This is a genomic window from Alkalibacterium pelagium, assembly GCF_900109325.1.
In the GTDB taxonomy this organism is placed as follows: Bacteria; Bacillota; Bacilli; order Lactobacillales; family Carnobacteriaceae_A; genus Alkalibacterium; species Alkalibacterium pelagium.
Genome location: NZ_FNZU01000010.1, coordinates 1 through 24,577, shown reverse-complemented (window position 1 = coordinate 24,577; position 24,577 = coordinate 1). Strand labels below are relative to the sequence as shown.

The 24,577-nt window shown below is 42.4% G+C and carries 23 protein-coding genes; 20 read left to right on the top strand and 3 right to left on the bottom strand.

Going from position 1 to position 24,577, the window contains the following annotated elements; all coding sequences use genetic code 11:
- Positions 1-23: 23 nt before the first annotated feature.
- Positions 24-488, top strand: a complete 465-nt coding sequence (gene ribH / locus BMX79_RS08625; RefSeq protein WP_091481627.1) for a 6,7-dimethyl-8-ribityllumazine synthase — start codon at positions 24-26, stop codon at positions 486-488.
- Positions 485-1,150 (top strand): HAD family hydrolase, encoded by a 666-nt coding sequence (locus BMX79_RS08620; RefSeq protein ID WP_091481624.1) that lies wholly within the window; start codon positions 485-487, stop codon positions 1,148-1,150. The genes ribH and BMX79_RS08620 overlap by 4 nt, the downstream gene beginning before the upstream one ends.
- 46 nt (positions 1,151-1,196) lie before the next feature.
- Here BMX79_RS08620 and BMX79_RS08615 read toward each other — a convergent pair whose 3' ends face one another.
- Positions 1,197-1,901 (bottom strand): hypothetical protein, encoded by a 705-nt coding sequence (locus tag BMX79_RS08615; RefSeq protein ID WP_091481623.1) that lies wholly within the window; start codon positions 1,899-1,901, stop codon positions 1,197-1,199.
- Positions 1,902-2,108: 207 nt separating this feature from the next.
- Here BMX79_RS08615 and BMX79_RS08610 point away from each other — a divergent pair, with 207 nt between their 5' ends.
- Together BMX79_RS08610 and BMX79_RS08605 are read left to right on the top strand one after the other, a co-directional pair.
- Positions 2,109-3,014 carry a CorA family divalent cation transporter gene (locus BMX79_RS08610; RefSeq protein WP_091481620.1) on the top strand — a complete coding sequence of 302 codons (906 nt, stop codon included), beginning with the start codon at positions 2,109-2,111 and terminating at the stop codon, positions 3,012-3,014.
- Between the two features lie 80 nt (positions 3,015-3,094).
- Positions 3,095-3,271, top strand: a complete 177-nt coding sequence (locus BMX79_RS08605) for a PspC domain-containing protein (RefSeq protein ID WP_091265713.1) — start codon at positions 3,095-3,097, stop codon at positions 3,269-3,271.
- A gap of 1,039 nt (positions 3,272-4,310) precedes the next feature.
- Here the strand turns inward: BMX79_RS08605 and BMX79_RS08595 are convergent.
- The gene (locus BMX79_RS08595; RefSeq protein WP_091481614.1) at positions 4,311-5,222 is read right to left on the bottom strand and encodes an AEC family transporter; all 912 of its coding nucleotides are present in this window, start codon (positions 5,220-5,222) and stop codon (positions 4,311-4,313) included.
- Positions 5,223-5,380: 158 nt separating this feature from the next.
- Here BMX79_RS08595 and BMX79_RS08590 point away from each other — a divergent pair, with 158 nt between their 5' ends.
- From BMX79_RS08590 to BMX79_RS08510, 16 genes are all read left to right on the top strand, one after another.
- On the top strand, positions 5,381-6,580 hold the full coding sequence (locus BMX79_RS08590; protein WP_170231006.1) for an L-lactate MFS transporter: 1,200 nt from the start codon (positions 5,381-5,383) through the stop codon (positions 6,578-6,580).
- A 141-nt stretch (positions 6,581-6,721) separates the two neighbouring features.
- The gene (locus BMX79_RS08585) at positions 6,722-6,946 is read left to right on the top strand and encodes a hypothetical protein (RefSeq protein ID WP_091481609.1); all 225 of its coding nucleotides are present in this window, start codon (positions 6,722-6,724) and stop codon (positions 6,944-6,946) included.
- Between the two features lie 252 nt (positions 6,947-7,198).
- Positions 7,199-8,140 carry a phytoene/squalene synthase family protein gene (locus tag BMX79_RS08580; protein ID WP_091481606.1) on the top strand — a complete coding sequence of 314 codons (942 nt, stop codon included), beginning with the start codon at positions 7,199-7,201 and terminating at the stop codon, positions 8,138-8,140.
- A 32-nt stretch (positions 8,141-8,172) separates the two neighbouring features.
- Entirely contained in the window at positions 8,173-9,675 is a 1,503-nt protein-coding gene (locus BMX79_RS08575) for a phytoene desaturase family protein (RefSeq protein WP_091481830.1), read from the top strand.
- Between the two features lie 37 nt (positions 9,676-9,712).
- On the top strand, positions 9,713-10,825 hold the full coding sequence (locus BMX79_RS08570; RefSeq protein WP_091481604.1) for a glycosyltransferase family 2 protein: 1,113 nt from the start codon (positions 9,713-9,715) through the stop codon (positions 10,823-10,825).
- Between the two features lie 28 nt (positions 10,826-10,853).
- Positions 10,854-11,321 (top strand): glycosyl-4,4'-diaponeurosporenoate acyltransferase CrtO family protein, encoded by a 468-nt coding sequence (locus tag BMX79_RS08565; RefSeq protein WP_246117673.1) that lies wholly within the window; start codon positions 10,854-10,856, stop codon positions 11,319-11,321.
- 57 nt (positions 11,322-11,378) lie between these two features.
- A complete protein-coding gene (locus BMX79_RS08560) occupies positions 11,379-12,236 on the top strand; it encodes a VOC family protein (RefSeq protein WP_091481598.1) in 858 nt (285 codons plus the stop codon).
- A gap of 174 nt (positions 12,237-12,410) precedes the next feature.
- Entirely contained in the window at positions 12,411-14,300 is a 1,890-nt protein-coding gene (locus tag BMX79_RS08555; RefSeq protein ID WP_091481596.1) for a heavy metal translocating P-type ATPase, read from the top strand.
- Between the two features lie 13 nt (positions 14,301-14,313).
- The gene (locus BMX79_RS08550; RefSeq protein WP_091481594.1) at positions 14,314-14,784 is read left to right on the top strand and encodes a glutathione peroxidase; all 471 of its coding nucleotides are present in this window, start codon (positions 14,314-14,316) and stop codon (positions 14,782-14,784) included.
- A 212-nt stretch (positions 14,785-14,996) separates the two neighbouring features.
- A complete protein-coding gene (locus tag BMX79_RS08545; RefSeq protein ID WP_218025375.1) occupies positions 14,997-15,536 on the top strand; it encodes a polymer-forming cytoskeletal protein in 540 nt (179 codons plus the stop codon).
- Between the two features lie 398 nt (positions 15,537-15,934).
- A complete protein-coding gene (locus BMX79_RS08540) occupies positions 15,935-16,477 on the top strand; it encodes a hypothetical protein (protein ID WP_091481591.1) in 543 nt (180 codons plus the stop codon).
- A 521-nt stretch (positions 16,478-16,998) separates the two neighbouring features.
- Complete coding sequence (locus BMX79_RS08530; protein WP_503825995.1) at positions 16,999-19,857, top strand: sigma-54-dependent transcriptional regulator; 2,859 nt, start codon at positions 16,999-17,001, stop codon at positions 19,855-19,857.
- A 212-nt stretch (positions 19,858-20,069) separates the two neighbouring features.
- Positions 20,070-20,561, top strand: a complete 492-nt coding sequence (locus tag BMX79_RS08525) for a mannose/fructose/sorbose PTS transporter subunit IIB (RefSeq protein WP_091481586.1) — start codon at positions 20,070-20,072, stop codon at positions 20,559-20,561.
- Between the two features lie 50 nt (positions 20,562-20,611).
- Entirely contained in the window at positions 20,612-21,586 is a 975-nt protein-coding gene (locus BMX79_RS08520; protein ID WP_091481583.1) for a mannose/fructose/sorbose PTS transporter subunit IIB, read from the top strand.
- Between the two features lie 27 nt (positions 21,587-21,613).
- Positions 21,614-22,411: a PTS mannose/fructose/sorbose transporter subunit IIC gene (locus BMX79_RS08515; protein WP_091481580.1), complete on the top strand. Its 798-nt coding sequence runs from the start codon at positions 21,614-21,616 to the stop codon at positions 22,409-22,411.
- 19 nt (positions 22,412-22,430) lie between these two features.
- Complete coding sequence (locus BMX79_RS08510; RefSeq protein WP_091481578.1) at positions 22,431-23,372, top strand: PTS system mannose/fructose/sorbose family transporter subunit IID; 942 nt, start codon at positions 22,431-22,433, stop codon at positions 23,370-23,372.
- An 87-nt stretch (positions 23,373-23,459) separates the two neighbouring features.
- Here BMX79_RS08510 and BMX79_RS12590 read toward each other — a convergent pair whose 3' ends face one another.
- Positions 23,460-24,224, bottom strand: coding sequence for an RNA polymerase factor sigma-54 (locus BMX79_RS12590; RefSeq protein ID WP_256212680.1), 765 nt, complete (start codon positions 24,222-24,224; stop codon positions 23,460-23,462).
- Positions 24,225-24,577 lie beyond the last annotated feature (353 nt).

Here is a 24,577-nt window from a genome sequence, read left to right as displayed (position 1 = left end):
AATGAATCTGGAGGAACAGAATTATGAATAAGATTGAAGGACAGTTAATTGCACAGGATTTAAAAATGGGAATCGTCGTGGGACGCTTCAATGACTTTATCGGGTCAAGACTGCTTGATGGGGCTGTAGATGCATTAGTCAGACACGGAATGGAAGAGTCGGACATCGACGTTGCCTGGGTACCTGGAGCATATGAAATCCCATTAGTAGCGAAAACAATGGCGGCATCCGGAAAGTATGATGCAGTGGTTACTCTTGGTGCAGTGATCAGAGGTGCAACCTCTCACTACGACCATGTCTGTGGAGAAGTATCCAAGGGAGTGGCTTCAGCATCAGACACTACAGGTGTACCTGTCATGTTCGGCGTGCTGACAGTCGATACGATCGAACAGGCTATTGAACGTGCCGGAACAAAAGCTGGTAACAAGGGTGGAGAAGTAGCCGTTGGAGCAATCGAAATGGCCAACCTCATGAAAAAATTGAAATGAAGAATGAATTGAGTCACGTCAGAACAATCATTTTTGATTATGACGGTACGCTTCATGACAGCAGTAAAATATACATTCCCGCGTTTAAACGCGCATACAAGTATCTTGTGAAGAATAACAAAGCAGAAGAGAAAAACTGGTCAGATGAAGAGATTACGCAATGGCTTGGTTACAGTAAGCAGGAGATGTGGGAGCTGTTCATGCCCAATCTTGAACCTGATTTCCGACAGGATGCATCTGGGCTGATCGGGAAGACGATGCTAGAAATGATTCAGAGGAATGAAGCCCGATGGTATGCAGGAGCCGTTGACACATTAGAGTACCTTAAAGATCAGGGGTACACCCTGCTGTTCTTAAGTAACTGCTCGATCAGTTACATGGAGATGCATGCCGAACAGTTTGGACTGAATGACTACTTTAGTAGGCTCTACTGCACGGAACAGTTCAATTTCAGGAAATCAAAAAAAGAAATAGTCAAGTTGCTGAAACAGGACTTTGAAGGAGACATCGTAGTCATAGGCGACCGATTCCAGGATATCGAAACATCTGAGCTGGAGAATGTCTACGCTATAGGATGCACCTATGGCTTCGGAAAACGTGAGGAACTCGAAGGAGCAGATCTGCTCATCTCCGATATAGGGGAACTTAGAAACTATTTATAATAAAAGAAGTGATGCCGGTCTCTTATAGACTATGGCATCACTTCTTTTATATGAATATAAACAGGAATCCGGCTGAAATTACCCCCGTCAGAAAGCCTTCTAGATTTCCTTCTCTTTCAGACGGAAGCTCGTGCTTGATGACATTCAGTGTCATCGCGCCCGCTACAAAAGCTTCAACACTTCCGAATATATACTCTGGAAAATCAGAAAACACCCCGATTCCGAACCCGACAATGATAGCCAGGGAAAGAATATACCGACCGTATTGATCATATACAGATTCATGGTGATGTCTAAGCCCCCAGTCATTCGTCACAAAATGAAGAGCGAAAGCTATAAAGAATACAACTAATGTGGCATCCGGTTCTCGCCTGTCTGTCAGAAGGTAGCCGATCATGGCATTGTATAAAGAAAAGAAGGCAATGTGGGCCCAGAACAGGCGGGATTCGATCAAGTTGGGATTGGTCTGTTCTTTAGTTTCATAAGCTCGGGCAATCAGGCGGTCCATCGCATAAAAAACGGATAGACCAAGCAAGGCAATGATATATAAGGCATAGTGCAGCATGTGTCCTTCCAGCCAGTGTATTTCCTGTTCAGCCAGTTCCTGGGTGTGTGCAACTTGGGGCCACAGGTGGATAAAGACATAGGCAATTCCCACACCAGCAGAAAACGAAATGAATCGTCTTAATAGAGCTTTCGGTAATGATATGTATATAGATAAGAAATGAATCAGCACGAAGCTGACAGCCAAAATTAAAGGTATCCACATAATCAGTTGAGCTGTTTGAGACAGCTGTCCTCTCTTTCTTCAGGTCTTTCTTCATGTAATACTCAAAGTGTACACTATTCACTATAGATTTTCAGTAATGAGCACAAAAATAGTTAACGGTCACTTCTAGAGATTAAAGACAAGATAGAGTATGATTAACTTAAGACAAACTAGGAAGTAGGTAGAGAAATGATCAGTAAAGGTAAAACTGAAAGTTCTGGATTAATTGTCGAATGGGTGCTGGTGACGGATCCCATAGGAGACGATGTGAAAAAAGAGACCGATAAATTTTCGGCAGATTTAAATCTTTCCTCTCTCCTGGACGACAGGACAGTATCCTACTATAGTTGCCTGAAAGACCATTACGGGCAAAACGTGTCTGTGCTGCACTTCCCCGTATTTGATTATCAGCAAAGCAATCATCTTGCAGATACATCCACAACTCTTACCTTCATTTTTTCAATGGCATCTGTCCTAATAGTACTGAACGGGTATTCAGACGAAGGAATGCTTGATAAGCTCAATTCAAACCGATCTCCTCATCAGGTAATGATGGATCTCCTAATCAGTATGTATATTGAGGTGGACAATCGAATGGACCGGTTGGGTCAGAAAATCCGCGAAGCGAAGTCGGAAACTATAGAAAAAGCCAATAGAGAGGTGTTATTGAGCCTGGCTGATATCGAGCAGGAAATGGTCATCTTTTCTAAACGGCTTGAAGATTATGGTGAAGCTTTTCATCAGTGGTTGTCAGATTCAACGATAGATAGGACATGTACTCACCAAGAGATAGAAAAGGTGAGACTCCTTATACGTAAAAGTCTATTCAACAGCCAGCTTTTTAAAGAACTGATTGAATCGACAAGTGGACTTCTCTCGGACAGCATAGATAACCGATTGAACAGCATTATGGAATTTCTTGAATCAATCGCTCTGGTCATATCCATCCCGACCCTTATTTTCAGCTTGTTCGGAATGAATACCGGGGGATTGGTCGGCCGGCAGTCGCCATTTGGAACGATTGTAGTTATCCTGATTTCGGTCCTTCTTGGAGCAGCAGTGGCAATTTATCTGAAAAGGAAAAAATACTTGTAAAGAATTATGCTCATGCTTGAGATTACTAAATTATTGGAGTAAAGTGAAGTAAGAGAGAATTAATTGAGGAGGAATAGACTATGAACGGCAATAAATTAAGAAAATCATCAGATGATCGAGTTATTTCAGGAGTATGTGGAGGAATTGCGGAATTTTTCGGTATCTCATCACTGGCAGTCAGACTAATTTTCCTGATCCTTCCATCAAACCTTCTTTTGTATATCATTCTGGCTATGATCATGCCTGAAGATTATTAAAAAGGTATCACAGAAATGCTCATGTACACAGAATCGTTTAGCTGACCTGGGAATTGATAGATGCCAATTTAAATACGCTAAAAGCAGTGAAGTTTGTTCCATATTTAATGGCATCTCATTGCTTTTTTTTGTTGCAGAAAAGAAGCTCGTGAAAGTTTCTGCTTATGCATAACTTTTGTGTTCTAACTTTCATTAGGTAGCTGTCATGCTGACAGCTGCCATCCAAGTGAAGATTCTGTTTGTGACGAAAGCAATAGTTGGATCTTATGACCAACTCGTAGGTAGAAAGCGTGTCGAGTTGGTCGAAAGATGGATTCTATGACCAACTCGGAGGGAGAAAGCGTGTCGAGTTGGTCGCAAAACGGATCATATGACCAACTCGGAGGGAGAAAGCGTGTCGAGTTGGTCGCAAGACGGATCTTATGCCCAACTCGGAGGGAGAAAGCGTGTCGAGTTGGTCGCAAGACGGATCTTATGTCCAACTCGTAGGGAGAAAGCGTGTCGAGTTGGTCGCAAAATGGATCTCATGTCCAACTCGCAGGGAGAAAGCGTGTCGAGTTGGTCGCAAAACGGATCTTATGCCCAACTCGGAGGGAGAAAGCGTGTCGAGTTGGTCGCAAAATGGATCATATGCCCAACTCGTAGGTAGAAAGCGTGTCGAGTTGGTCGCAAAATGGATCTTATATCCAACTGGTAGGGAGAAAGCGTGTCGAGTTGGTCGCAAAACGGATCTTATGATCAACTCGACACCTCCATACCCAGCGAGCTGACACTTTTTCCCCAAAAAAATCTCCCAATCCCCCAAATCACTGGAAGTATCTAACTACTCCAAATCAGAACAAGCAGGATAACCCCGTTGGATCAAGGAACTTTACTTCCTCAATAAAACAGGGCGTAAAGATCAAAAAACATTGCTATCAAAGAAACGAGTTTTATCCATAACTATTGCCATCAGGGTTCGCTAAGGATGAACCTTTCCCAATTTCCTCATCTGACAGAAAAAAAGCAAAGTGAAAACAACTTCGGTACCGATCAGGACTTACATAATCAGCAGAAGAGCACCGGTCATCATAATTAAGGAGATGATGATGCTTACTGAGGACAGAAAACTGGCTAAGGACCGCTTATTACCGTAGATAATCATATTAATAGTAGAAACTGTTCCGATCGGTGCCAGTGCAACGAGAACTAGTGATATACGAACCAGTTCGGGCAGAGGCAGGACCAGGAAAAATATAGCGGCGACTACGCTGCCGATGATATAACGAGCAGCAAGAAGCTGCCTGACTCGCTTGAATGATACTGAGTCTATGCGTATTTCAAGATACAAGCCGACCATGAACATGGACAAGAAAGCATTCCCACTTGAAAAGAGTCTGAAAACTGACAGCATTTCCTCTGTCAGAACAATGCCGACAAGTGCCAGTAGAAACATAATAATATAAGTAGTGAAAGAAGGAGACCGGAACAACCTCAAGATCCTTCTGATATAACCATCGTTCGAGTGATTCTGTCCGGTCATTTTGTCGACGATCATTGGGGATCCGCCGAACAGCATGAGTGCATTTCCCATGTCAAAGCTGCCTATATAAGGAATGGCTGCCGGGAAAAACCCCTGGACAAAAGGGATAGTAAAGTTGCCGATATTGTATCCAGCCTGACTGAACATCATCAGGGACTGAAGTGGGGCTTCTTTTTTACGCCATAAAAAGCCACCCAGGGTGACAAGAGCGATATTCGAGAGGAGACCAAGAGAGATCATGATAAACAAAATAGGTTCTACCGAAACCCCGTTAAATCCGACAACAATCGTCGCAGGAAGGGTCAGGTTAAGTATGATTTTCTGCAGGGCTACTCCGTCAGTTGATCTCAGGATTTTAGCTCGTTTGAATAAGTAGGCCACTAGTATGACCAGTAAAAATTGAAAAGACTGTAAAAGTACTGCCAGCACAGTTATTCTCCACCTTTCTATTTGCATCAATAGTATAACATTATCAGCCGGGTCTTGTGAAAAGGAATCGACAGTTGATCATTAAGGATAAAATTTATGATTCGCTTTGATTGTCAAACTAATAATCTGCTATACTATTTCTGAAAAGGGGAATGATTATGGAACAATCTTCAGCAAGATGGAAAGTGCTGCTCGGTGGCGTCATGATGCAGCTATGTATCGGAGGAATCTATACATGGAGCCTGTTTAACCAGCCATTGGTCGATGCCTTCGGATGGGAAAGAACAGAAGTTTATACAGCCTATTCTCTCATCGTGTTTATTTTCGCATTCGTCACGATCTTTTCAGGACGACTGCAAGATAGAATTGGACCGCGACTAGTTGGAACGATCGGGATGGTATGTTTCAGTGCAGGTCTGATTATTGCCTCACAGGCACGGTCCTTACCAGTTTTGTATTTAGGCTACAGTCTTCTGGGTGGAATCGGTGTCGGAATGGTCTATGTCTGTCCGTTGTCGACTGGCCTGAAGTGGTACCCGAGAAAGAAAGGGATGGTGACAGGGATCATCATCGGCGCGTTCGGAATGGGCGGGTTTATTTTTAACTTTTTACTATCTGCACTGATTAGTTCGATTGGAGTATCCCAGACCTTTTTAGTTCAAGGTCTGGTCTATGCTGTCGTAGGTATTACTGGTGCACAGATGCTGAAAGTACCGACACAGTCTGAAAGCAAGCATGTGCTGGTCAACGAAAATGACTATACTACAAAAGGCATGTTGAAGACCCCGGCATTTTATCTTCTATGGATCATGTATTTTACCGGAAGTTTGAGTGGCCTGCTGGTAATTGGCCTCTCTCAGGATATTGCGAGAGATCTGGTCGGCCTGTCTCCAGCAACAGCAGGTTATGCAGTAGCTGTAGCAGCGGTATTCAATGCTTTGGGAAGACTGGGATGGGGTGCATTATCTGACTTGATCGGGCGGTTGAGAGTGTTTACTATCCTGTTTGGTCTGACTGCTGTATCAATGGCTGCGCTTAGTCTATTCCAGCATAACGCGTTTACTTACTTTGCTATACTTGGCATAATAGTCAGCTGTTTCGGCGGATTTCTAGCCACGTTTCCGGCAGTATGCAGTGATTATTTCGGAACCTTTTATTTCGGATCAAATTATGGTCTGCTCTATCAGGCTTACGGAATATCTGCGCTGCTGGGTCCACTGCTTCTTTCTGCAGTATCCCAGGAAACGCATGCCTTCTTATGGGCATCAGTCTTTGCAGTGCTAGGTCTAATACTGACGTTCTTTGTCAGAACACCCGGAAACTTTTCTACAGCCGGAGATCGGCATTCACAACAGTAAGTTGGACTTAAGCATAGAATTTCAACCATTTTACAGATTAAATATACATCATCCAGTTACATCCTTCTTGTTGAAACGCTTTCATTTGTGTTATAATTCAAGTAAGAAATAGGTGAAGCAGTGTAGAAAGGAGGAAAAGAGATGTTATTTACTGAAGTAACGGATGAAAGAGCGAGAGATAAGAAACCAGCTGAGATTTTATCTATAGTGACAGGTATAGATAAAGCGATCATACAGTCAGGTGTTCAGGAATATGGCTATGAAATGATTCTTGAAAACCCTGCTTTACTGAAGATTACAGAGGAAGACCAGCAAAGGATAAAAGAGGCAAGGAAATTGGGATACTTGGATGTCACATTATTATAAAAATATACAGAAAATGTAATAGGGACTTACAAAGTATACAGACAATTAAGGAGAGCACAAGTGAAAAAAGTGTGCTCTCCTTTTTGCATACCTGTTTGCATATTTAGTTGCAAGAAATAGAGTATGACGGTGATCTGGGAAAAAATATACACAATTAGGTCACAATATCTTCAATATTTCTGACGGCATATCATATATTGTTTATGTTTCAAGTATGTTACTATGAAACAAACAATATAAATGACAAGTGTTATGGAGATAGAGTTGAAGACCCTCTCTATATCATTAGTATTATTTAGAGGAGGAGCTTGTATCGAAAAAGAGCGGATACACTCTTCAGGCATAGATCAGGCCTATGCTTACTGCGAAGAGATTATAAAAGAACAGTCCAAGAGTTTTTATTTTGCTTTTTCGAAGCTGCCTAAAGATAAGGCTGAAGCAGTGTATGCCATATATGCTTTCTGTCGCCTGGCAGATGACAGCATCGATGAAGCAGAAACAAAAGAGCAGCAGGCTGAAGCACTGGCTATGCTTACTAACGAACTGAATCGATTTGAACAAGGGAGAGAACCGGACCACCCGATCTGGCATGCTTTGAGAGACGTCTTCAACAGATATGATATGCCTATTCAATCATTCTATGATCAGCTGAAAGGGCAGGCAATGGACTATCACTTCGAACAGCCCTCGACGCTGGAAGAAGTGGAGACATACAGTTACTATGTAGCTGGATCTGTTGGTCTGATGCTTCTTCCAATCATAGCTACTGAGAACCATCAGGAATTAAAAGAGCAGGCAATCGCTTTGGGCGTCGCTATGCAGCTGACGAATATATTAAGAGATGTCGGAGAAGACTACCGGGAGATTCATCGGATTTATCTGCCATCTGATTTAATGAAGAAGTTGAACTATACTGAACAGAATCTGTCTGATGGAGTGATCAACGAATCTTTCATCAGTATTTGGGAATCCCTGGCCTTAAGAGCTGAGCAGCTGTACTTGGACTTCAACAGATCATTGGATCTATTTGACAAGGACAGTCAGTATCCTGTTGCCTTGTCATCAAAAGTTTACGGCGGAATTCTTGATGCTGTGAGGCAGAATAATTATGACTGCTTCACTAAGAGAAACAAGACGTCCATGTTAGCGAAAATGCGAATATTGAGAGAAGTAAAGATGCAATTTGATAAGTGAGATTGAAACTATACAAGAATGAGGCAGAAAATATGACGAAGGAAAAGCATAAGGGGAAAACGGTCGTAGTCATCGGTGGAGGACTGGGTGGATTGTCATCTGCTATATCATTGGCTCAAAGCGGCTATACTGTTTCCTTATATGAAAAAAACAGTCACCTGGGCGGTAAACTGAACAGGCTGGAAAAAGAAGGATTCGGCTTCGATCTTGGGCCATCCATTCTCACCATGCCTCATATTTTTGATGAATTATTTACAAAAAGTGGAAAGAAACTGGCAGATTATGTACCTATCAGACAGCTTGATCTGGAATGGCGCTCGTTCTTTACTGACGGCACAACTATTGATTTGTACAACGACCTGGATGAAATGAAGCAGAAGAATCCTGCGTTAAGTGATACTGACCTTCAGGAATACCGCAATTATCTTGATTATACTCGCCGATTATATGAGGCAACTGAAGAAGGGTATTTTAATAAAGGACTGGATGATCTGAAATCCATCATTGATTACCATGGTCTTATCCCCGCATTGAAGGGGTTCGATTATTTCCATACAATGGCTCAAGGCATTGATAAGCGTGTAAAAAATCCTTACATGAGGGACATGCTGAAGTATTACATTAAATATGTCGGTTCCTCTGCAGATGAAGCACCGGCTGTCTTGAATGTTCTGGCATACGTACAGAAGAAAATGGGACTCTGGTATGTCGACGGAGGCATGCACAAGCTGGCTGAAGGTTTAGTCCAACTTGGAAAAGAAGTCGGTGTGAGCTTTCATACAGGTGTTGAAGTGACAGCAATCGATACGAATGAAGAGAATGAAGTGACAGGTATAAAGCTTGGCAATGGTGAGCATGTCAGGGCTGATAAAATTGTTTCAAACATGGAAGTTATTCCCACCTACAAGCGACTTTTAAATGTCTATGCCGCCCATACAGATAAACTGGAAGAGACATTTGAACCAGCAGCATCCGGCCTCGTGCTTCACCTTGGTGTCGACCGGACTTACCCGCAGCTGGCTCATCACAACTTTTTCTTCTCTGAAAACTCCAAGCGTAACTACAAGACAGTCTTTAAAGATAAAAGATTGCCTGAGGATCCAACGATTTATCTTGTAAACAGCAACAAGACCGACCCGTTTCAGGCACCTGAAGGACATGAGAATATCAAGATCCTTCCGCACATTCCTTATATTCAGGATCGGCCGTTTACAGATGCTGATTACGCTAAGCTGAGAGAACGTGTTCTGATCAAACTGGAGAATATGGGTCTGACTGATTTGAGAAAACATATTGTAGTTGAAGATCAGTGGACGCCTGTGGACATTGAACAGACCTATTACTCTACACATGGCGCGATCTACGGTGTTGTTTCCGACCGGAAAAAGAACAAGGGGTTCAAGTTTCCTAAGAAAAGTGACCAGTACAAGAACCTTTATTTTGCCGGAGGATCGGTCAACCCCGGTGGCGGAATGCCGATGGTCACGTTAAGTGGGCAGCAAGTCGCCGACATCATCATAAATGAAGACAAGTAACACCTGGTAATCATATTGAGAGAAAGGAAGTGCGCAGATGAGTGAGGGAATACTTGCCGTGCTCCTTTCTATCGGTCTGATGAGCGGGTGTTTCTTTTTGTTTAAAATACCCGCCATTCCTTTAACCAAGTCTGTCAGAAAGCTGCCGGGGCTTTCTGTCATTATCCCGGCCAGAGACGAAGAAGAATCTCTGCCGAACCTATTGAAGTCCTTGAATAGACAGACTTATAAGCCATTGGAAGTTATTGTTGTGGATGATGAATCCACAGACGAAACAGCTATGATTGCGGCAGCGCATGATGCGAAAGTATTGTCCACTGAAGAATCAGAACTTGAATCAGGGGGGAAATCTGCAGCTTGCTGGATAGGAGCCGAAAAGGCAAAGGGAGAATGGCTGCTCTTCCTGGATGCCGACACCTACTTTGTCAATGACCGGGCGCTTGAATCAGTTGCTGATCAATATTTGAATCAGCAGGACAAGGGCTTGTTATCCATACAACCCTTTCATGAGATAAAAAAAGTTTACGAAACAGCATCTATCGTTCCAAATATCATGGTCATGGCCGGTGTCAATCGGTATAGCCTGTTAGGTGGACACATCGAAGAGAGAGGAGCTTTTGGCCCGTTTCTGCTGACGACGCGTAAGCAATATGAAGAATCTGGTGGACACAGGACTATACAGGACAGCCATATGGATGACATCGAACTGGCAAAACGGTATAAAGAGACGGGTTTACCTGTTAATGTGTTCAGTGGGAAGGAGGTTGTCCATTTCCGGATGTTCCCTGAAAGCTTTAGTCAGTTGGTCAACGGCTGGACTAAAAGCCTGATTCATGGATCGGAAGGGACCAACCCCTTAGTTCTGTTAAGTATTGCGCTGTGGATAGCGGGGATTTGCCTGTCGACGACTATACTGATTGGAACATTAGTTACCCTTGGACCAACAGCTATTCTACTTCCTGGTCTAATCTATTTCTTTTACTGTGTGCAGTTCAGGTGGCTGATGAACAAAGTCGGTCAATTTCCGCTATGGACAGCAGGATTTCCGGTAATTTATATCATAGTTTTTCTGTTTCTGTATCTCTTTTCAGTCTTTAAGGTAAAAATACTGAAAAGAGTCAGATGGCGGAACAGAGAAATAAAGTTGTAGGCTGAAAGGTGAGATAGTATTGAGGTTAGTGTGGGTAAACATAGCAGTATGGCTTTTTTTCCACTTAAGCATTTCGCTCGGTCTCCTGAAAGTCCCCTACAGTTTCTTTGGACCTGACCACCCGTCAGACATCTTATTCAGAGAGCGATCCTTTGAACAAAAGGGGAAGCTCTGGAGAAATGTATTTTATGTACACAAATGGAAAGACAGTCTCCCGGATGGTGCTACACTTTTCAAGATGGGTTATAAGAAGAAACAGTTGGCTGATACGACAGTAGAAACAATGCTGCTATTTATAATGGAAACGAAAAGGGCTGAACTGACTCATCTTCTGCTTCTTCTTCCTGCACCATTGTTTTTCTTGTGGAATCCAGTCTGGGCGGGTTTTGTCATGGTGTTCTATGCAATCATCGTAAATGTCCCATTTATTATTATTCAGAGATATAATCGTATCAGGCTGGCGATGATTGCTCAAAGAAGATATAAAAGAAGATGATTTTATTCCGAATCCGTGTTACTATATAAAAGTAAGTAAAATTAAAGGAGGATAAGAATGGGTAAAATAAATAAACTGATGGAAATAGGGTATGCTGAACTTAATGTGAGAGACCTGGATAAAATGACGCGTTACTATACTGATACAGTCGGACTTAGTCTGATTGAAAAAACTGACTCACAATCAAAATTAGGTATTGCAGAATCAGGAAAGGTCCTGCTTATTCTTGAAGAAACCCAAGGTCAGGATAACTTAGAAGTGAAAGCAGGTCTGTTCCATACCGCTTTTTTGCTTCCTGAGCGCAGGCATTTAGGAAATACATTATACAATCTTTTAAAAAATGAAGTGGCAATTGCCGGTGCTTCGGATCATGGTTATAGCGAAGCGTTATATCTGCAGGATCCTGAAGGCAATGGAATCGAGATTTACCGTGATAAGCCTAAAGAAGAGTGGGTGCTCAACGATGACGGAACGATTCCAGGTGTGACAGAACAGATGGATGCACACGGCGTGCTGGATAGTCGGGATGAGAAAGTATCTCCATTATTTCCTGAAGGAACTGTCGTGGGTCACATACACTTGTCCGTATCAGACTTGAAAGAATCAGAGCAGTTTTATACTGATGCGCTTGGAATGGATTTGAAATACGAGTATGGTGCTCAGGCACGTTTTATTGCTGCTGGAGACTATCACCATCATATTGGAATGAACACATGGGCAGGTAGTGGCTTACCTAAGCGACGATCCGGCGATTTGGGACTACGTCAATTTACGCTTGTTCTGCCTGACCGGACAGATATTGATAAGCTGGCCGATCGTCTGTCAGAAAACGGTTATCCCTTCAAACGGGAACAGGACAGTTTGTCAGTAACTGACCCGAATGGCATCATTATTACCTTTAATGTTATAGATTAAAATAAATGGGACCTTTGGCAGAAGATACATATGTCTGTCAAAGGTCTTTTTAGTAATAATGGCAAGATTATGGATAATGAGAAATAGTATCATTCTCATCTAAATGAATTGACTAGGACCATACTTAAGATTGTGCTATCTTTAACATATAAGGCATAGACTAGGGGGACTAAGATGACTGCATTATTCAAAAATAACAAGCCAATGCTTCTGACCGTAATCAGTGGGCTTCTGATCCTGTTCGGTGGCATTGCATCATATAATAGCTGGAGACCGTTGGATGTCGTCCTCTTTATTAGTTCCTTTATCATTGGCGGGTATTATCAGGGGAAAGAAGGTATAATGGAGCTGGTAAGAGACCGATCACTCAATGTTGATATTCTGATGGTTCTCGCGGCAGTAGGGGCATCGATCATTGGTTTCTGGCTGGAAGGAGCTCTGCTGATTTTCATTTTCTCACTTAGTGGCTCGCTAGAAATCTATACAACAAATAAAAGTACAGATGCCATTTCTCATCTGATGAAGCTCACACCTGACACAGCTCTCCTCCTCACTGAAGAAGGCAGAACTGAAGAAGTGGAAACTGAAGATCTCAAAATAGGTGACTGTATAATTGTTCCGAAGGGGTCTGCCATTCCTATAGATGGACAGCTGATCAGTCAGTATGGGCTCATCGATGAATCAGTAGTCTCAGGCGAATCGGTCCCTGTAAGTAAGCAGGCGGAAGATGTAGTGATCGGAGGAACTGTGAATATTTCTCAGCCTATTAAGGTTCGTGTGACCACTGACTATTCAGACACACTTTTCGCTAAAATAATCAGACTGGTTGATGAAGCGCAAGGTACACCGTCTCAGACAGCGACATTTATTGAGTCGATAGAAACGCATTATGTGAAAATTGTACTGGTTTTTGTCCCAGTTATGATTCTTGTTTTTCTCTATATCCTTGATTGGGGATTTACTGAATCTTTTTATAGAGGAATGGTCCTGCTGACTGTTGCTTCACCTTGTGCATTGATGGCCTCAGCGAGTCCGGCGACCTTGTCAGCAATATCGAACGGAGCTAAGAACGGTGTGCTGTACAAAGGCGGCTCCTACTTGGAGAATTTCAGTCAGATCAGTGCAATAGCATTTGATAAGACCGGGACCCTGACTGAAGGAACGCCGAAAGTGACGGATGTGGTATTTAATAATCAGTCATACGGCAAGGAGATCCAGCAGGTCGTTGTCGCTATGGAGAAACAGTCCAGCCACCCTCTTGCGAGAGCAGTTGTCGATCATTTGAGTTCTGAAACGGAAGGCAGACTGTTCCACTTTGACCTGATCAATGAAGTAGAAGGAAAAGGGATGGAAGGCGTTGCCGGAACAGACAGATATAAAATAGGAAAGAAAGAATTTGTTGTTAAAAATGATGATGATTACTTGACAATTGAAGCAATGAACAGACAGAATGAGGGAAAGACAGTTTTATATGTATCAAAGAATGATGAACTGACTGCCTATATTGCTTTACTGGATCTCCCGGCTCCCGGAGCAAAAGAAACAGTAGACTATTTTAAAAGTCACAACATCAGGACCCTCATGATAACTGGAGACAATCAGGCGACAGGTGAATCGATCGGTTCATTGATAGGAGTCGATGAGGTGATAGCCAACTGCCTACCTGACGAAAAAGCGGAACTGATTCTGGAACTGAAGAAACGGTACGGCACAATTGTCATGGTAGGCGATGGCATAAACGATGCTCCGGCTCTGGCGAATGCCTCCATCGGAATTGCAATGGGTGCGGGAACGGATCTCGCTATGGAAGCTGCTGACGTGGTGCTTGTAAAAAATGATCTGCAGCAGCTGTCTTATAGTCATAAACTGTCCAGACGCCTGAACAGAATCATAATGCAGAATGTTGTATTTTCGATTGCCGTGATTGTTTTTCTGATCATAGTGAACCTGCTGCAGCTGATCAATCTTCCTTTAGGAGTCATCGGACACGAAGGCAGCACGATACTAGTTATACTGAACGGCCTGCGTCTGCTCAGATCATCGAGTTTTCAGCACAACAGTTAAAGGAGAATGCCCCATGGATTTATATGATATTGAAGTAGAAACGATTGAAGGAAAGAAACAGACACTGGATGAATATAGAGATAACTGGCTGATTATTGTCAATACGGCCAGCAAGTGCGGTCTAGTGGGGCAGCTTGAAGGGCTCCAGAGTATATACAACGCGTACAAAGATAAGGGAGTCCGGGTACTAGGCTTCCCCTGTGACCAGTTTATGAATCAGGAGCCGCTGGAAAATGACGAAATAAAGGAATTCTGTACCATGAACTATAACGTGACTTTTCCATTATTTAAAAAAATCAAAGTCAACGGGAATGACGCTCACCCCTTGTACAAGTATCTTAAAGAACAGACAGGCGGGAAGATGATTAAATGGAACTATACTAAGTTTTTAATAGGGCCGCAGGAATCAGTGATTGAACGTTTTTCTCCTGTATCTGGACCTGAAAAAGTAGAGGAAGAACTGAAAAAGCAGTTAGATAGATAAAAAGAATATTTCTTCACTTGTAAAATATGTAAAATAAAGCCTTGTTAGTTCATCAAATCACAAGTATTTGATGCTAAGAAGGCTTTTTATTATGCATCTATACTTATTTTGTTCAAAAGATTAGAGGTTTATTCTCAAAATATAATTGACATATACGTGAAACATGCTATGATTAATGTGAATTAAATCACAATTAATTAGGAGGAACAACATTGGTAAAGTGGAACAAATTATTACTTATTACAGCAAGCATGGGGTTACTAGCTGCTTGTGACAACGCTGCAGAAACAGAGGAGCCGGCTGAAGAAGTGGAAGAAACAGAAGCTGAAGTTACAACTGGTGCTACTCAAGTTCGTGTAAATGATGAAGATACATTACTCGAAGGGTTATCCAGTGACGGAGCTTGGATCGTTATTTTCGAAGATGATATCACAACTGATGAAGATCTCGTTATGGTAGAAGGTTTCGAGAATAAAGGAGAAACTGAACGTAAGCTTGCATTATACGCTCAGGATGCCGACCGTAACGTAACAGAAACCTTTACTCTGACTGCCCCAAGCATCACTATTCAGAACGAAAACACCCGTCTGCAGAATGGTACATTTGTAGGAGACGTGTATGTAGAAGCTAACGGATTTAAATTAGTTGGTGGAACAATCGATGGAGACTTGATCTTCGCAAGTGAAGAATTTGAAGCATCATCAGAAATCGATGAGAATTCAGAAGTTACAGGCGAAATTAAAGTAGACTAAATTTAAATAAAAAGAAAACTGTCAGCTATTATGTTGGCAGTTTTCTTTTTATTATGAAAAAAGCGATATGTGAACTGTTCACCATTGACAGACATCAGTTGAAACTCTACTGCCAATCCAGTAAACTAAATGAAGAAGTCCAATATTGTGTGCTAGATTTTAGTTAAAGCAAAGTAAGCGGTCTTAAACTTATTAAAATGTTTCATTATGATTAGAAAAGCATGAGTAATAAATAAGATAATTTTAGTGAGCACACTTGTTGACTACTTCACAAATGTAAGCTATAGTATGTATTAGTAATGATGCGGAGAAGAACTGTCCGAATTAAATATTCTCTCCTTCTTCTCCGTTCATTCTATGTACAATAAGATTTCCATCAGGAAAGGTAAGGGATAATTATGGATATTTTGAAAAAGAAATTAGCTGCAGGCGCTGCAGTTGTAGCATTAGGCGGATTTTTAGCAGCATGTGATAATGGTGCAGATACTGACGACAACGGAGACAATGGCGACGCTGTAACAGCTGCATCTATTACTGATGACGCTAGCGAAGTTGAAGGCTCTCTAAGTGCTGACGGAAACTGGATTACTGCTATAACAGCTGATGTAACTATCGACGGAGACTTGACAGTTGCAGGTACATTCTACAACCAGGATGACGAAGACGGAGACGTTTACCGTAAACTGGCACTTTATGATCAGGATGATGACCGTAACGTAACTGATGAGTACACACTGTCAGTTGGAACGATGACTGTTGAATCACCAAACTTCCGTATTCAAGAAGGAACATTGGACGGAGACGTATACGTTGACGAAAACGGATTTGAATTGTTCAACTCTACAGTAACAGGGGACGTAACATTCTCTTCTCAAGAGTTCATGGATTCTGCTTTAATGGATGAAGGAACTGTTGAAGGTGAAGTTAGCGTAGACGAATAATTTAAAACTTAACTAAAGCCCATTACCTGCGGACACAGGAGAGACCAGGCAACTGATATATTACCTAAAAGGGGGCAGCTCTATGTACATTGCGTGCACAGAGCTGTTTTTTTGCGTCTTATAAAGATACAGTTGCTTCAAGCTAGAAGATTTCAGCAGAGCGGTGAGCGTGCCAAAACTGGTCTGGATCGACCTAGTGTAAAAGAGAGAACGAGAGTCATACATAAGAAAGCATACACAAGCAAGCACATTCAGCAAGATAGAGAACGTTATCCTCCTGAGCGTACCGGATCGAAAAAAGCTACTTGATCCTCGACACAGTGAAAAAGTAAATAAGTGCGAGTACATTTAAAAAAACACACTACCACCAAACAATGCAGCAAAAACCTATGAGTACAGGACCATTCGGACCGATACAGATAAGTGTATTTTATAGTGTATCGTGATAAATCGTTTTATAGTATACTAGTTGTGAATCCAGAGTTGAGTATTAGGAGAGCATAAATAAGGGGGCGTATGAATTGAACAGAAAAGACAGGATATATCAGTTTGTTAAGACGGCTAGTAAACAGTTTACAAAAAAAGATATTGAAAATGGAATGGGTATTACAACTAAAGAAGTCTCGGATGAATTGGATATTATAAGAAGCAACGTCTCCAAAGACCTTAATCTTCTGGTCAGAGAGGGGAAGCTTAAAAAAATAGACGGACGGCCAGTTCGTTTTGTTCCTCTCGAATCGGTTCGTCACCAGCCATTGACAGTACACGTACCAAGCTATAAAGAAGAAAAGCCTGAGCAGAAGGGTGTCACACAGGAAGTCTTTGACTACTCTGTTAAAGAGTCGAGAGATATTTTTCAGTCGATTATTGGAGCAAAAGGCAGCATGAAAAATGCGGTCGATCAGGCCAAGGCAGCTGTTCTTTATCCACCAAAAGGACTCAACACACTTATAACGGGTCCGACCGGATCAGGGAAATCGTTTTTTGCTCACGCCATGTTTAAATTTGCTCAATCACATGAGCTGATCGACCCTGAAAAAGAACTGGTCGTCTTCAACTGTGCGGATTATGCGAATAATCCGGAACTGCTGATGAGTTACTTGTTCGGTTATGCTAAAGGAGCCTTTACTGGTGCGGCATCCGAGAAAGAAGGGCTTATCCAGCAAGCTGACAACAGTATGCTCTTTTTAGATGAAATCCACAGACTTCCACCTGAAGGGCAGGAAATGATTTTCTACTTCATGGATACGGGCAAGTACAGTCGACTTGGGGAAACAGGTAAAAGCCGAGAAGCAAGTGTCAGGATCGTCTGTGCGACAACTGAAGATCCTAAATCAACTTTTCTTGATACCTTCATGAGACGTATACCCATCAATATTCATATGCCATCATTTAAAGAGCGTCCGGTTGTGGAGCAGCTTGATCTGCTGAAACTTCTGACAGGTCTTGAAGCCAATCGAATTCAGCGGAAAATCACATTGACTGAAGATGTGGTGAAAGGGCTGATAGCCAGTGTAGGATATGGAAACATCGGACAGCTCAAATCAACGATACAGTTGGTGTGTGCCAGAGGCTTCATGAACCAGCTGAGCAAGGAAGAAATCAGTCTGACGGTTAAGGATATTCCGGACAGCATTCAATCACATCTGGTGGGGTTATCCTCCAATCGACAACAGATGACAGAGATGTCAAATTATCTTGAGGCAAAAATAACAGTCAGTCCAAATGAGCCGTTTTATACAATGGAAATGGATGCTTATGAACTGCCGTATAATATTTACGACATCATTGGAGATAAGGCTGCGCTTCTTGAAGCAGAAGGATTGGATCAGGAATCAATCAATCAGTATATCTCCACAGATATCAACGTTCATCTAAAATCTTTTTACCGTAATCATGGCTTTTCGCTTCAGACAGAATCTAAGCTGGCTGACGTCGTTAATAAAGAAGTGATTGAATTTGCTCATCAGATGGCCGCTTTAGTCAATCAGTCACTAAGTGTGAGTATGAAGCAGAACTTCATTTACGCTATGAGTCTTCATATCAGCTCCCTGCTCAATAAGATAAACAGTGGGGAAGAACGCAAGATGAACAGCAGGATCCGTGAGATGGCAATGGATTATAGCAAGGAATTTGACGTTGCGTCACTGATCAAAGATAAAATCGGCGAGGTTTTTCAAGTCACTATTCCAGAGAATGAAGTGTATTATCTCACTGTTCTTCTAGTTTCCTTAAAGGAAGAAAAATCAGCTGGTGAAATCGGAGTAGTCATTGCGACTCATGGGAACTCTACTGCAAGCAGTATGGCCCGTGTAGCTGAAGATCTTTTAGATATAAGAGGCGTGAGTGCCATCGACATGCCTCTGGATATGTCGCCGACAGTCGTTTACGAGCGGATCAGACAGGCCGTAATCGATGTTAACAAGGGGAGCGGAGTGCTGCTTCTAGTCGATATGGGCTCACTGGCGACATTTGAGTCGTCTCTGGAGAAGGATACCGGTATTGTAGTCAGATCGATTGACATGGTCTCTACGCCTATGGTGCTTGAGGCAGTAAGAAAAGCCTCGCTTGTGGATGCAGACATCGAGCTTCTGCATGATTCCCTTCTGAAATTCAGTGGGTATTCGAACCAGCTGCCGAAAGCTCAGGTACATGAGAGAAATCAGGTGGTCAAGCCTCCAATCATCTTAGCCATCTGTGCATCTGGAGAAGGCACGGCAAGAAAAATAAAGGAAATTATAGAAAAACCAATTAAACAGGGGAACAGGGCGGTCATAGAAGTCAAAACCTGTTCAGTAGTGGATATGGACACGAAAGTAGCAGAATGGAACAAGCATTACTCCATTATTGCGACTACTGGTGTAGCCGATCCTAAACTGTCGGCTCCATTTATTCCACTTGAGCGGTTCATAGAAGGGGGCTCTGAAGCGCTGATCGATAATATAATCAGTGAATCGGTACTCTATACATCTGATACGGCATCTGATGAAACGAAAGCGCAAGAAATGATACAGATCTTTCTACAGGAAAATTATACCTTTTTAAATCCTGTTAAAGTGCTTAACCCTCTCTGGAAGTTTGCTGAGGCATGTGCACGACTCAAAACAGATCATTCAGAAGCTTATGCTTTTCATATCAACCTCATTCTGCATATGGCAGGTGTCATTGAACGGCTGATTCATCAGGATAGTCTGACTTCTCCAGATACAAACATGTTTGATGAAGAGAGTAGTCTGACGAAGGAAGTAGAGCATCTTATTAAAACGCTGGAAAAAGATCTGGGAATCAGCATTCCTAAAGAGGAATACAGCTACATCTTATATTTCATTACTAAAGATGAAGGCGATTTGGAAGATATCGATACACTACTTGAAGAGTAACAGTCGAACGACACACTATTGAAAAGACATTAATAGTGTGTCGTTTTAGTGTGTCGTGAAAAACAGTTGATATATAAAGGTTTTTAAGAAGTTAATGTTGGCACACTTCTTGCTTATATAGTTTAGAAGAGAAAAACACTACGCTGCACCACTATTTTTCTCAATATGTAAGCGAAGGGAGAGTGACTCTATATATAGGAGGATAAATATAAATGGATATCAGGTTACTCAGAATCGATGACCGTCTGATACATGGTCAGGTAGCCACGACATGGGCCAGAGCGACAGGGATAAGTCGCATCATTGTTGTCAGTGATCAAGTCGCTTCAAATCCGCTTCAGAAATTATTATTAAAGCAGGCGGCTCCACCTGAAATCAAGGCACATGTCATCTCAGTAAAAAAACTGATCGAAATCAAGGACCATCCGCTCATGAAAGATGTAAAAGTTCTGCTGCTGTTTACTAATCCGACTGATGTAATGACAATTTACAAACAGGGGGTAGCGTTCGATACAGTAAATATTGGTGGAATGAAATTTACAGAGGGGAAACAGATGGTCACACATTTTGTTTCAGTTGATCAGCAGGATATTGAAGCGTTTCAGTATCTAGATGAACAAGGTATCGAACTCGAAATAAGAAAAGTTCCTTCAGACCGCAAACAGATGGTCATGGATGTATTAAAGAAGGGAAACTTTTTGTAAACGATTAAAAACAAATAACGGGCCACCCGTTAGTAGTAGGAGGGAAATAAATGGTAGGAATTATATTAGCAAGCCACGGCGAGTTTGCTGAAGGCATCTTGCAGTCAGGATCTATGATTGTAGGAGAACAGGAAAATGTCAAGGCAGTCACATTACTTCCAAGCGAAGGACCGGACGATATCAGAAGAAAAATGGAAGAGGCCATTGCTTCTTTCGAAACAGACGAAATTCTCTTCCTCGTCGATTTATGGGGAGGAACACCATTTAACCAGGCAAATACATTGTTTGAAGATAAGAAGGATAAATGGGCGATTGTTGCAGGATTGAACCTGCCAATGCTCATCGAGTCATTTACAGCACGCTTCTCAATGGATAAAGCGCACGATATCGCAGCTTCACTGATCGATGTAGCGAAAGACAGCGTGAAAGTGAGACCGGAAAGCCTTCAGCCAGCTGAGAGCAAAGCAGCAGCTGCATCTGAAGAACCGTCTAAACCATTGCCTGAAGGAACAGTAGTAGGAAATGGAAAAATCGACATTCGTCTGGCGCGTATCGACTCACGTCTGCTTCACGGACAAGTGGCAACTGCCTGGTCTAAAGACGTCAATCCGACTCGCATCATTGTTGTATCTGATGATGTAGCTAAAGATGATCTGCGTAAATCTCTGATCACCCAGGCTTCACCACCAGGAATCAAAGCAAACGTTGTACCGATCGATAAAATGATCGAAGTATGGAACGATCCTAGATTTGGTAAAACAAGCGCGCTGCTCTTATTCGAGAATCCAACTGATGCCCTGCGTGTCATTGAAGGTGGAGTGGAGATCGAAGAAGTCAACGTCGGATCCATGGCGCACTCAGAAGGTAAAGTCATGATCAACAATGTTCTGTCAGTAGATGAAAAAGACGTGGAAGCATTCAAGAAAATGAAAGACCACGGCGTAACATTTGATGTCAGAAAAGTACCGGCAGATCAGCGCAAAGACATGTGGAACCTGCTGAAGAAAACAAAATACGTGAATTAAGACACCTATCAAGGAGGGAAAATAAATATGGACATCATTTCAATTGTATTGGTTGTTTTTGTGGCTTTCTTAGCCGGAATGGAAGGGATTCTGGACCAGTTCCAGTTCCATCAGCCGATCGTAGCATGTACATTAATTGGTTTAGCAACAGGAAATCCTACTCAGGGATTGTTACTGGGAGGAACACTTCAGCTTATCGCTTTAGGCTGGATGAACATCGGGGCAGCAGTAGCACCTGATGCGGCACTTGCTTCCGTAGCATCAGCTATTTTAGTAACTTATCACGGAGCAGGCGTATCAGAAGGGATTGCATTGGCTATTCCACTAGCAATCGCAGGTCAAGTACTGACTATCTTTGTTCGTACATTGACTGTAGCAATCGCGCACGCAGCTGACAGAAAAGCAACAGAAGGCTCATTCAGAGCTGTCGAATTTTATCATATCGGAGCACTTATGATTCAGGGTCTGCGTATCGCAATTCCTGCAGCAATCATTCTTGCCGTTTCTCCAGAACTCGTAACTAACGCACTGAACGCGATCCCAGGATGGCTGACAGGTGGACTGGCCGTAGCCGGTGGAATGATCGTTGCTGTCGGTTATGCAATGGTTATCAACATGATGGCTACACCAAAACTATGGTTGTTCTTCGCTCTAGGATTTGCTCTTTCAGCAATCGGCGAACTGAACCTGATCGCTATGGGTATCATCGGTGTCGTCCTGGCACTTCTATACCTTCAATTTGCACCTGAATTCAATCAAGGTGGAGGCGGCGGAGGAAACTCTTCCGGCGGAGATCCACTTGATGATATTCTGAATGACTATTAAAAAGGAGCGTTGATGAAATATGGCTGAAGAAAATAAATTCAAATTAACTAAACGAGACCGTTTAAGTGTGTTTTGGAGAAGTCAGTTCCTGCAGGCGTCATGGAACTTCGAGCGTATGCAGAACATCGGCTGGGCGTATGCAATGATCCCGGCACTTAAAAAAATGTACACAACTAAAGAAGACCGTTCATTAGCTTTGAAGCGTCACCTTGAGTTCTTTAATACTCACCCGTACCTTGCTGCCCCTGTTTTAGGTGTAACATTAACTCTTGAAGAACAGAAAGCATCTGGTCAGGAAATCGATAATGCCGCTATCCAAGGGGTAAAAATCGGTATGATGGGACCACTTGCCGGTGTAGGTGACCCTATTTTCTGGGGAACGATCCGTCCAGTACTTGGGGCATTCGCAGCTTCTCTTGCACTAAGCGAGAGCTGGCTTGGACCAATCATCTTCTTCCTTGCATGGAACATTATCCGTATGGCCTTCCTATGGTATTCACAAGAACTGGGATACGTACAAGGTGGGAACATCACTCAGAACCTTGCCGGCGGACTGATGCAGAAACTGACTCAAGGCGCATCTGTACTTGGTATGTTCATTCTTGGTGTTCTTGTACCTAGGTGGACAAGTATGCACTTCCCGCTTGTTATGAGTCGAGTAGACGTTCCTGCGGATGAAATGGTCAACTTTGGAGCTGTAGCAGAAGCAGCAAATGAAGGTATTCTTTCCGGAGACATGCTTCGTGGCGTTGTTCAAGAAATTCAATCTGGACTGAGCATCGCTCCAGTTGAAGTTACTACACTGCAGAACACACTGGACGAACTGCTTCCAGGTATTGCACCACTGATCCTTACTCTTGTCTGCGTATGGTTATTACGTAAGAAGGTCAGCCCGATCACAATCATTGCCGGACTGTTCGTTCTTGGAACATTAGGTTATGTTGTTGGACTCCTGGGATAATCTATAGTAAAGAAAAAAAGCGAAGCCTCTCTAGTTTTAGAGGCTTCGCTTTTTTACGTATCTTATTGTAGCTGCAATGGTCGTAAATCAGTTTCGGATTTTTCTCTGTGTAGAAGAAGGGATCGACAGGTTTTTACGGTACTTGGTCACACCTCTTCTGGATAACTGCATACCGGCTTCAGCCATTTTTTCCGAAATTGTCTGATCAGACAGTGGTTTTTGTTTATCTTCCGTATCGACCAGTTCTCGGATCTGTTTTTCCAGCTGATCCTGTGAGTCTCCGCCAGACGTTCTTCTGGATAGAAACGATTTTAGTTCGTAAGTACCAGTTTGGGTCTGAATGTAAGACTCTCTTACTGCCCGGCTGACCGTCGATTCATTAAGCTGAAGTTCCTGTGCCAGATCATTCAACTGAAGGGAAGCCAGGCCATCTTCAGGATTACGGAAGAAACCTGCCTGGTGACGGGCAATAGCGGTACCGACTCTTAGAATCGTTTCTTTTCTTTTTTCAAGTCCCGCTTGAAGGATATCGTACTCCTTTTTCTTTTCTCCGATATAATGATGAACAGTTTTATCATCCTGATGCTTCAGTTCTTCAAAATAAGATGTATTAAAGGTAAGAAGAGGTGTCTTGTATTTCGTTTCAGATACGCTCACTTCTTCATCATTTATAGTCACGGCCAGCTCTGGAAGGATAAATGGTGTATAGCTCGTCTGGAATCCTTCTGCTGGAGCAGGTGTGAGCTTCTGTACAAATTTCAGTACCTCCTGGACTTCAGCCTCAGAGATAGAGTAGATATCGGCTAGCTCTTTCCATTTTTTCTCTGTAAGCCGTTCAAAATTTTCTTCCAGAATGATATACCTGAATTATTCATACCTCTAAATGTGGATAACTATTTCTATTAAACTCACTGCTTTTTTAGACATTTTTAAGTATTAACTGTCTATCATGCCACTTTATATCCTTCTCGATTAGATCGAAAACAAAAAGATGGAAAAAAGAGTATAAAGACCCCTTGGTCTTACAATCGTCAAAAAATTAATATGATCTTCTGGAGTAGCTAATGTAACAGAACCAACTGTTGAATATTCTCCAATATTGTCCAGAACAGTGAAGAGAAAACGTAACCTGTGGACAAGCGGACTTTTATTTTACGCGCATGTCGTGTCAGCCTTCCAGCAATGTGGAAAACTTTAAACCGAAT

What these genes read in the sequence shown, in the direction of transcription:
- BMX79_RS08620 (WP_091481624.1), top strand. Translation starts at nt 485, where the DNA reads ATGAAGAATGAATTGAGTCACGTCAGAACAATCATTTTTGATTATGAC.
- BMX79_RS08570 (WP_091481604.1), top strand. Translation starts at nt 9,713, where the DNA reads ATGAGTGAGGGAATACTTGCCGTGCTCCTTTCTATCGGTCTGATGAGC.
- BMX79_RS08610 (WP_091481620.1), top strand. Translation starts at nt 2,109, where the DNA reads ATGATCAGTAAAGGTAAAACTGAAAGTTCTGGATTAATTGTCGAATGG.
- BMX79_RS08575 (WP_091481830.1), top strand. Translation starts at nt 8,173, where the DNA reads ATGACGAAGGAAAAGCATAAGGGGAAAACGGTCGTAGTCATCGGTGGA.
- BMX79_RS08560 (WP_091481598.1), top strand. Translation starts at nt 11,379, where the DNA reads ATGGGTAAAATAAATAAACTGATGGAAATAGGGTATGCTGAACTTAAT.
- BMX79_RS08580 (WP_091481606.1), top strand. Translation starts at nt 7,199, where the DNA reads ATGGAGATAGAGTTGAAGACCCTCTCTATATCATTAGTATTATTTAGA.
- BMX79_RS08555 (WP_091481596.1), top strand. Translation starts at nt 12,411, where the DNA reads ATGACTGCATTATTCAAAAATAACAAGCCAATGCTTCTGACCGTAATC.
- BMX79_RS08515 (WP_091481580.1), top strand. Translation starts at nt 21,614, where the DNA reads ATGGACATCATTTCAATTGTATTGGTTGTTTTTGTGGCTTTCTTAGCC.
- BMX79_RS08590 (WP_170231006.1), top strand. Translation starts at nt 5,381, where the DNA reads ATGGAACAATCTTCAGCAAGATGGAAAGTGCTGCTCGGTGGCGTCATG.
- BMX79_RS08540 (WP_091481591.1), top strand. Translation starts at nt 15,935, where the DNA reads ATGGATATTTTGAAAAAGAAATTAGCTGCAGGCGCTGCAGTTGTAGCA.
- BMX79_RS08550 (WP_091481594.1), top strand. Translation starts at nt 14,314, where the DNA reads ATGGATTTATATGATATTGAAGTAGAAACGATTGAAGGAAAGAAACAG.
- BMX79_RS08510 (WP_091481578.1), top strand. Translation starts at nt 22,431, where the DNA reads ATGGCTGAAGAAAATAAATTCAAATTAACTAAACGAGACCGTTTAAGT.
- BMX79_RS08525 (WP_091481586.1), top strand. Translation starts at nt 20,070, where the DNA reads ATGGATATCAGGTTACTCAGAATCGATGACCGTCTGATACATGGTCAG.
- BMX79_RS08605 (WP_091265713.1), top strand. Translation starts at nt 3,095, where the DNA reads ATGAACGGCAATAAATTAAGAAAATCATCAGATGATCGAGTTATTTCA.
- ribH (WP_091481627.1), top strand. Translation starts at nt 24, where the DNA reads ATGAATAAGATTGAAGGACAGTTAATTGCACAGGATTTAAAAATGGGA.
- BMX79_RS08585 (WP_091481609.1), top strand. Translation starts at nt 6,722, where the DNA reads ATGTTATTTACTGAAGTAACGGATGAAAGAGCGAGAGATAAGAAACCA.
- BMX79_RS08520 (WP_091481583.1), top strand. Translation starts at nt 20,612, where the DNA reads ATGGTAGGAATTATATTAGCAAGCCACGGCGAGTTTGCTGAAGGCATC.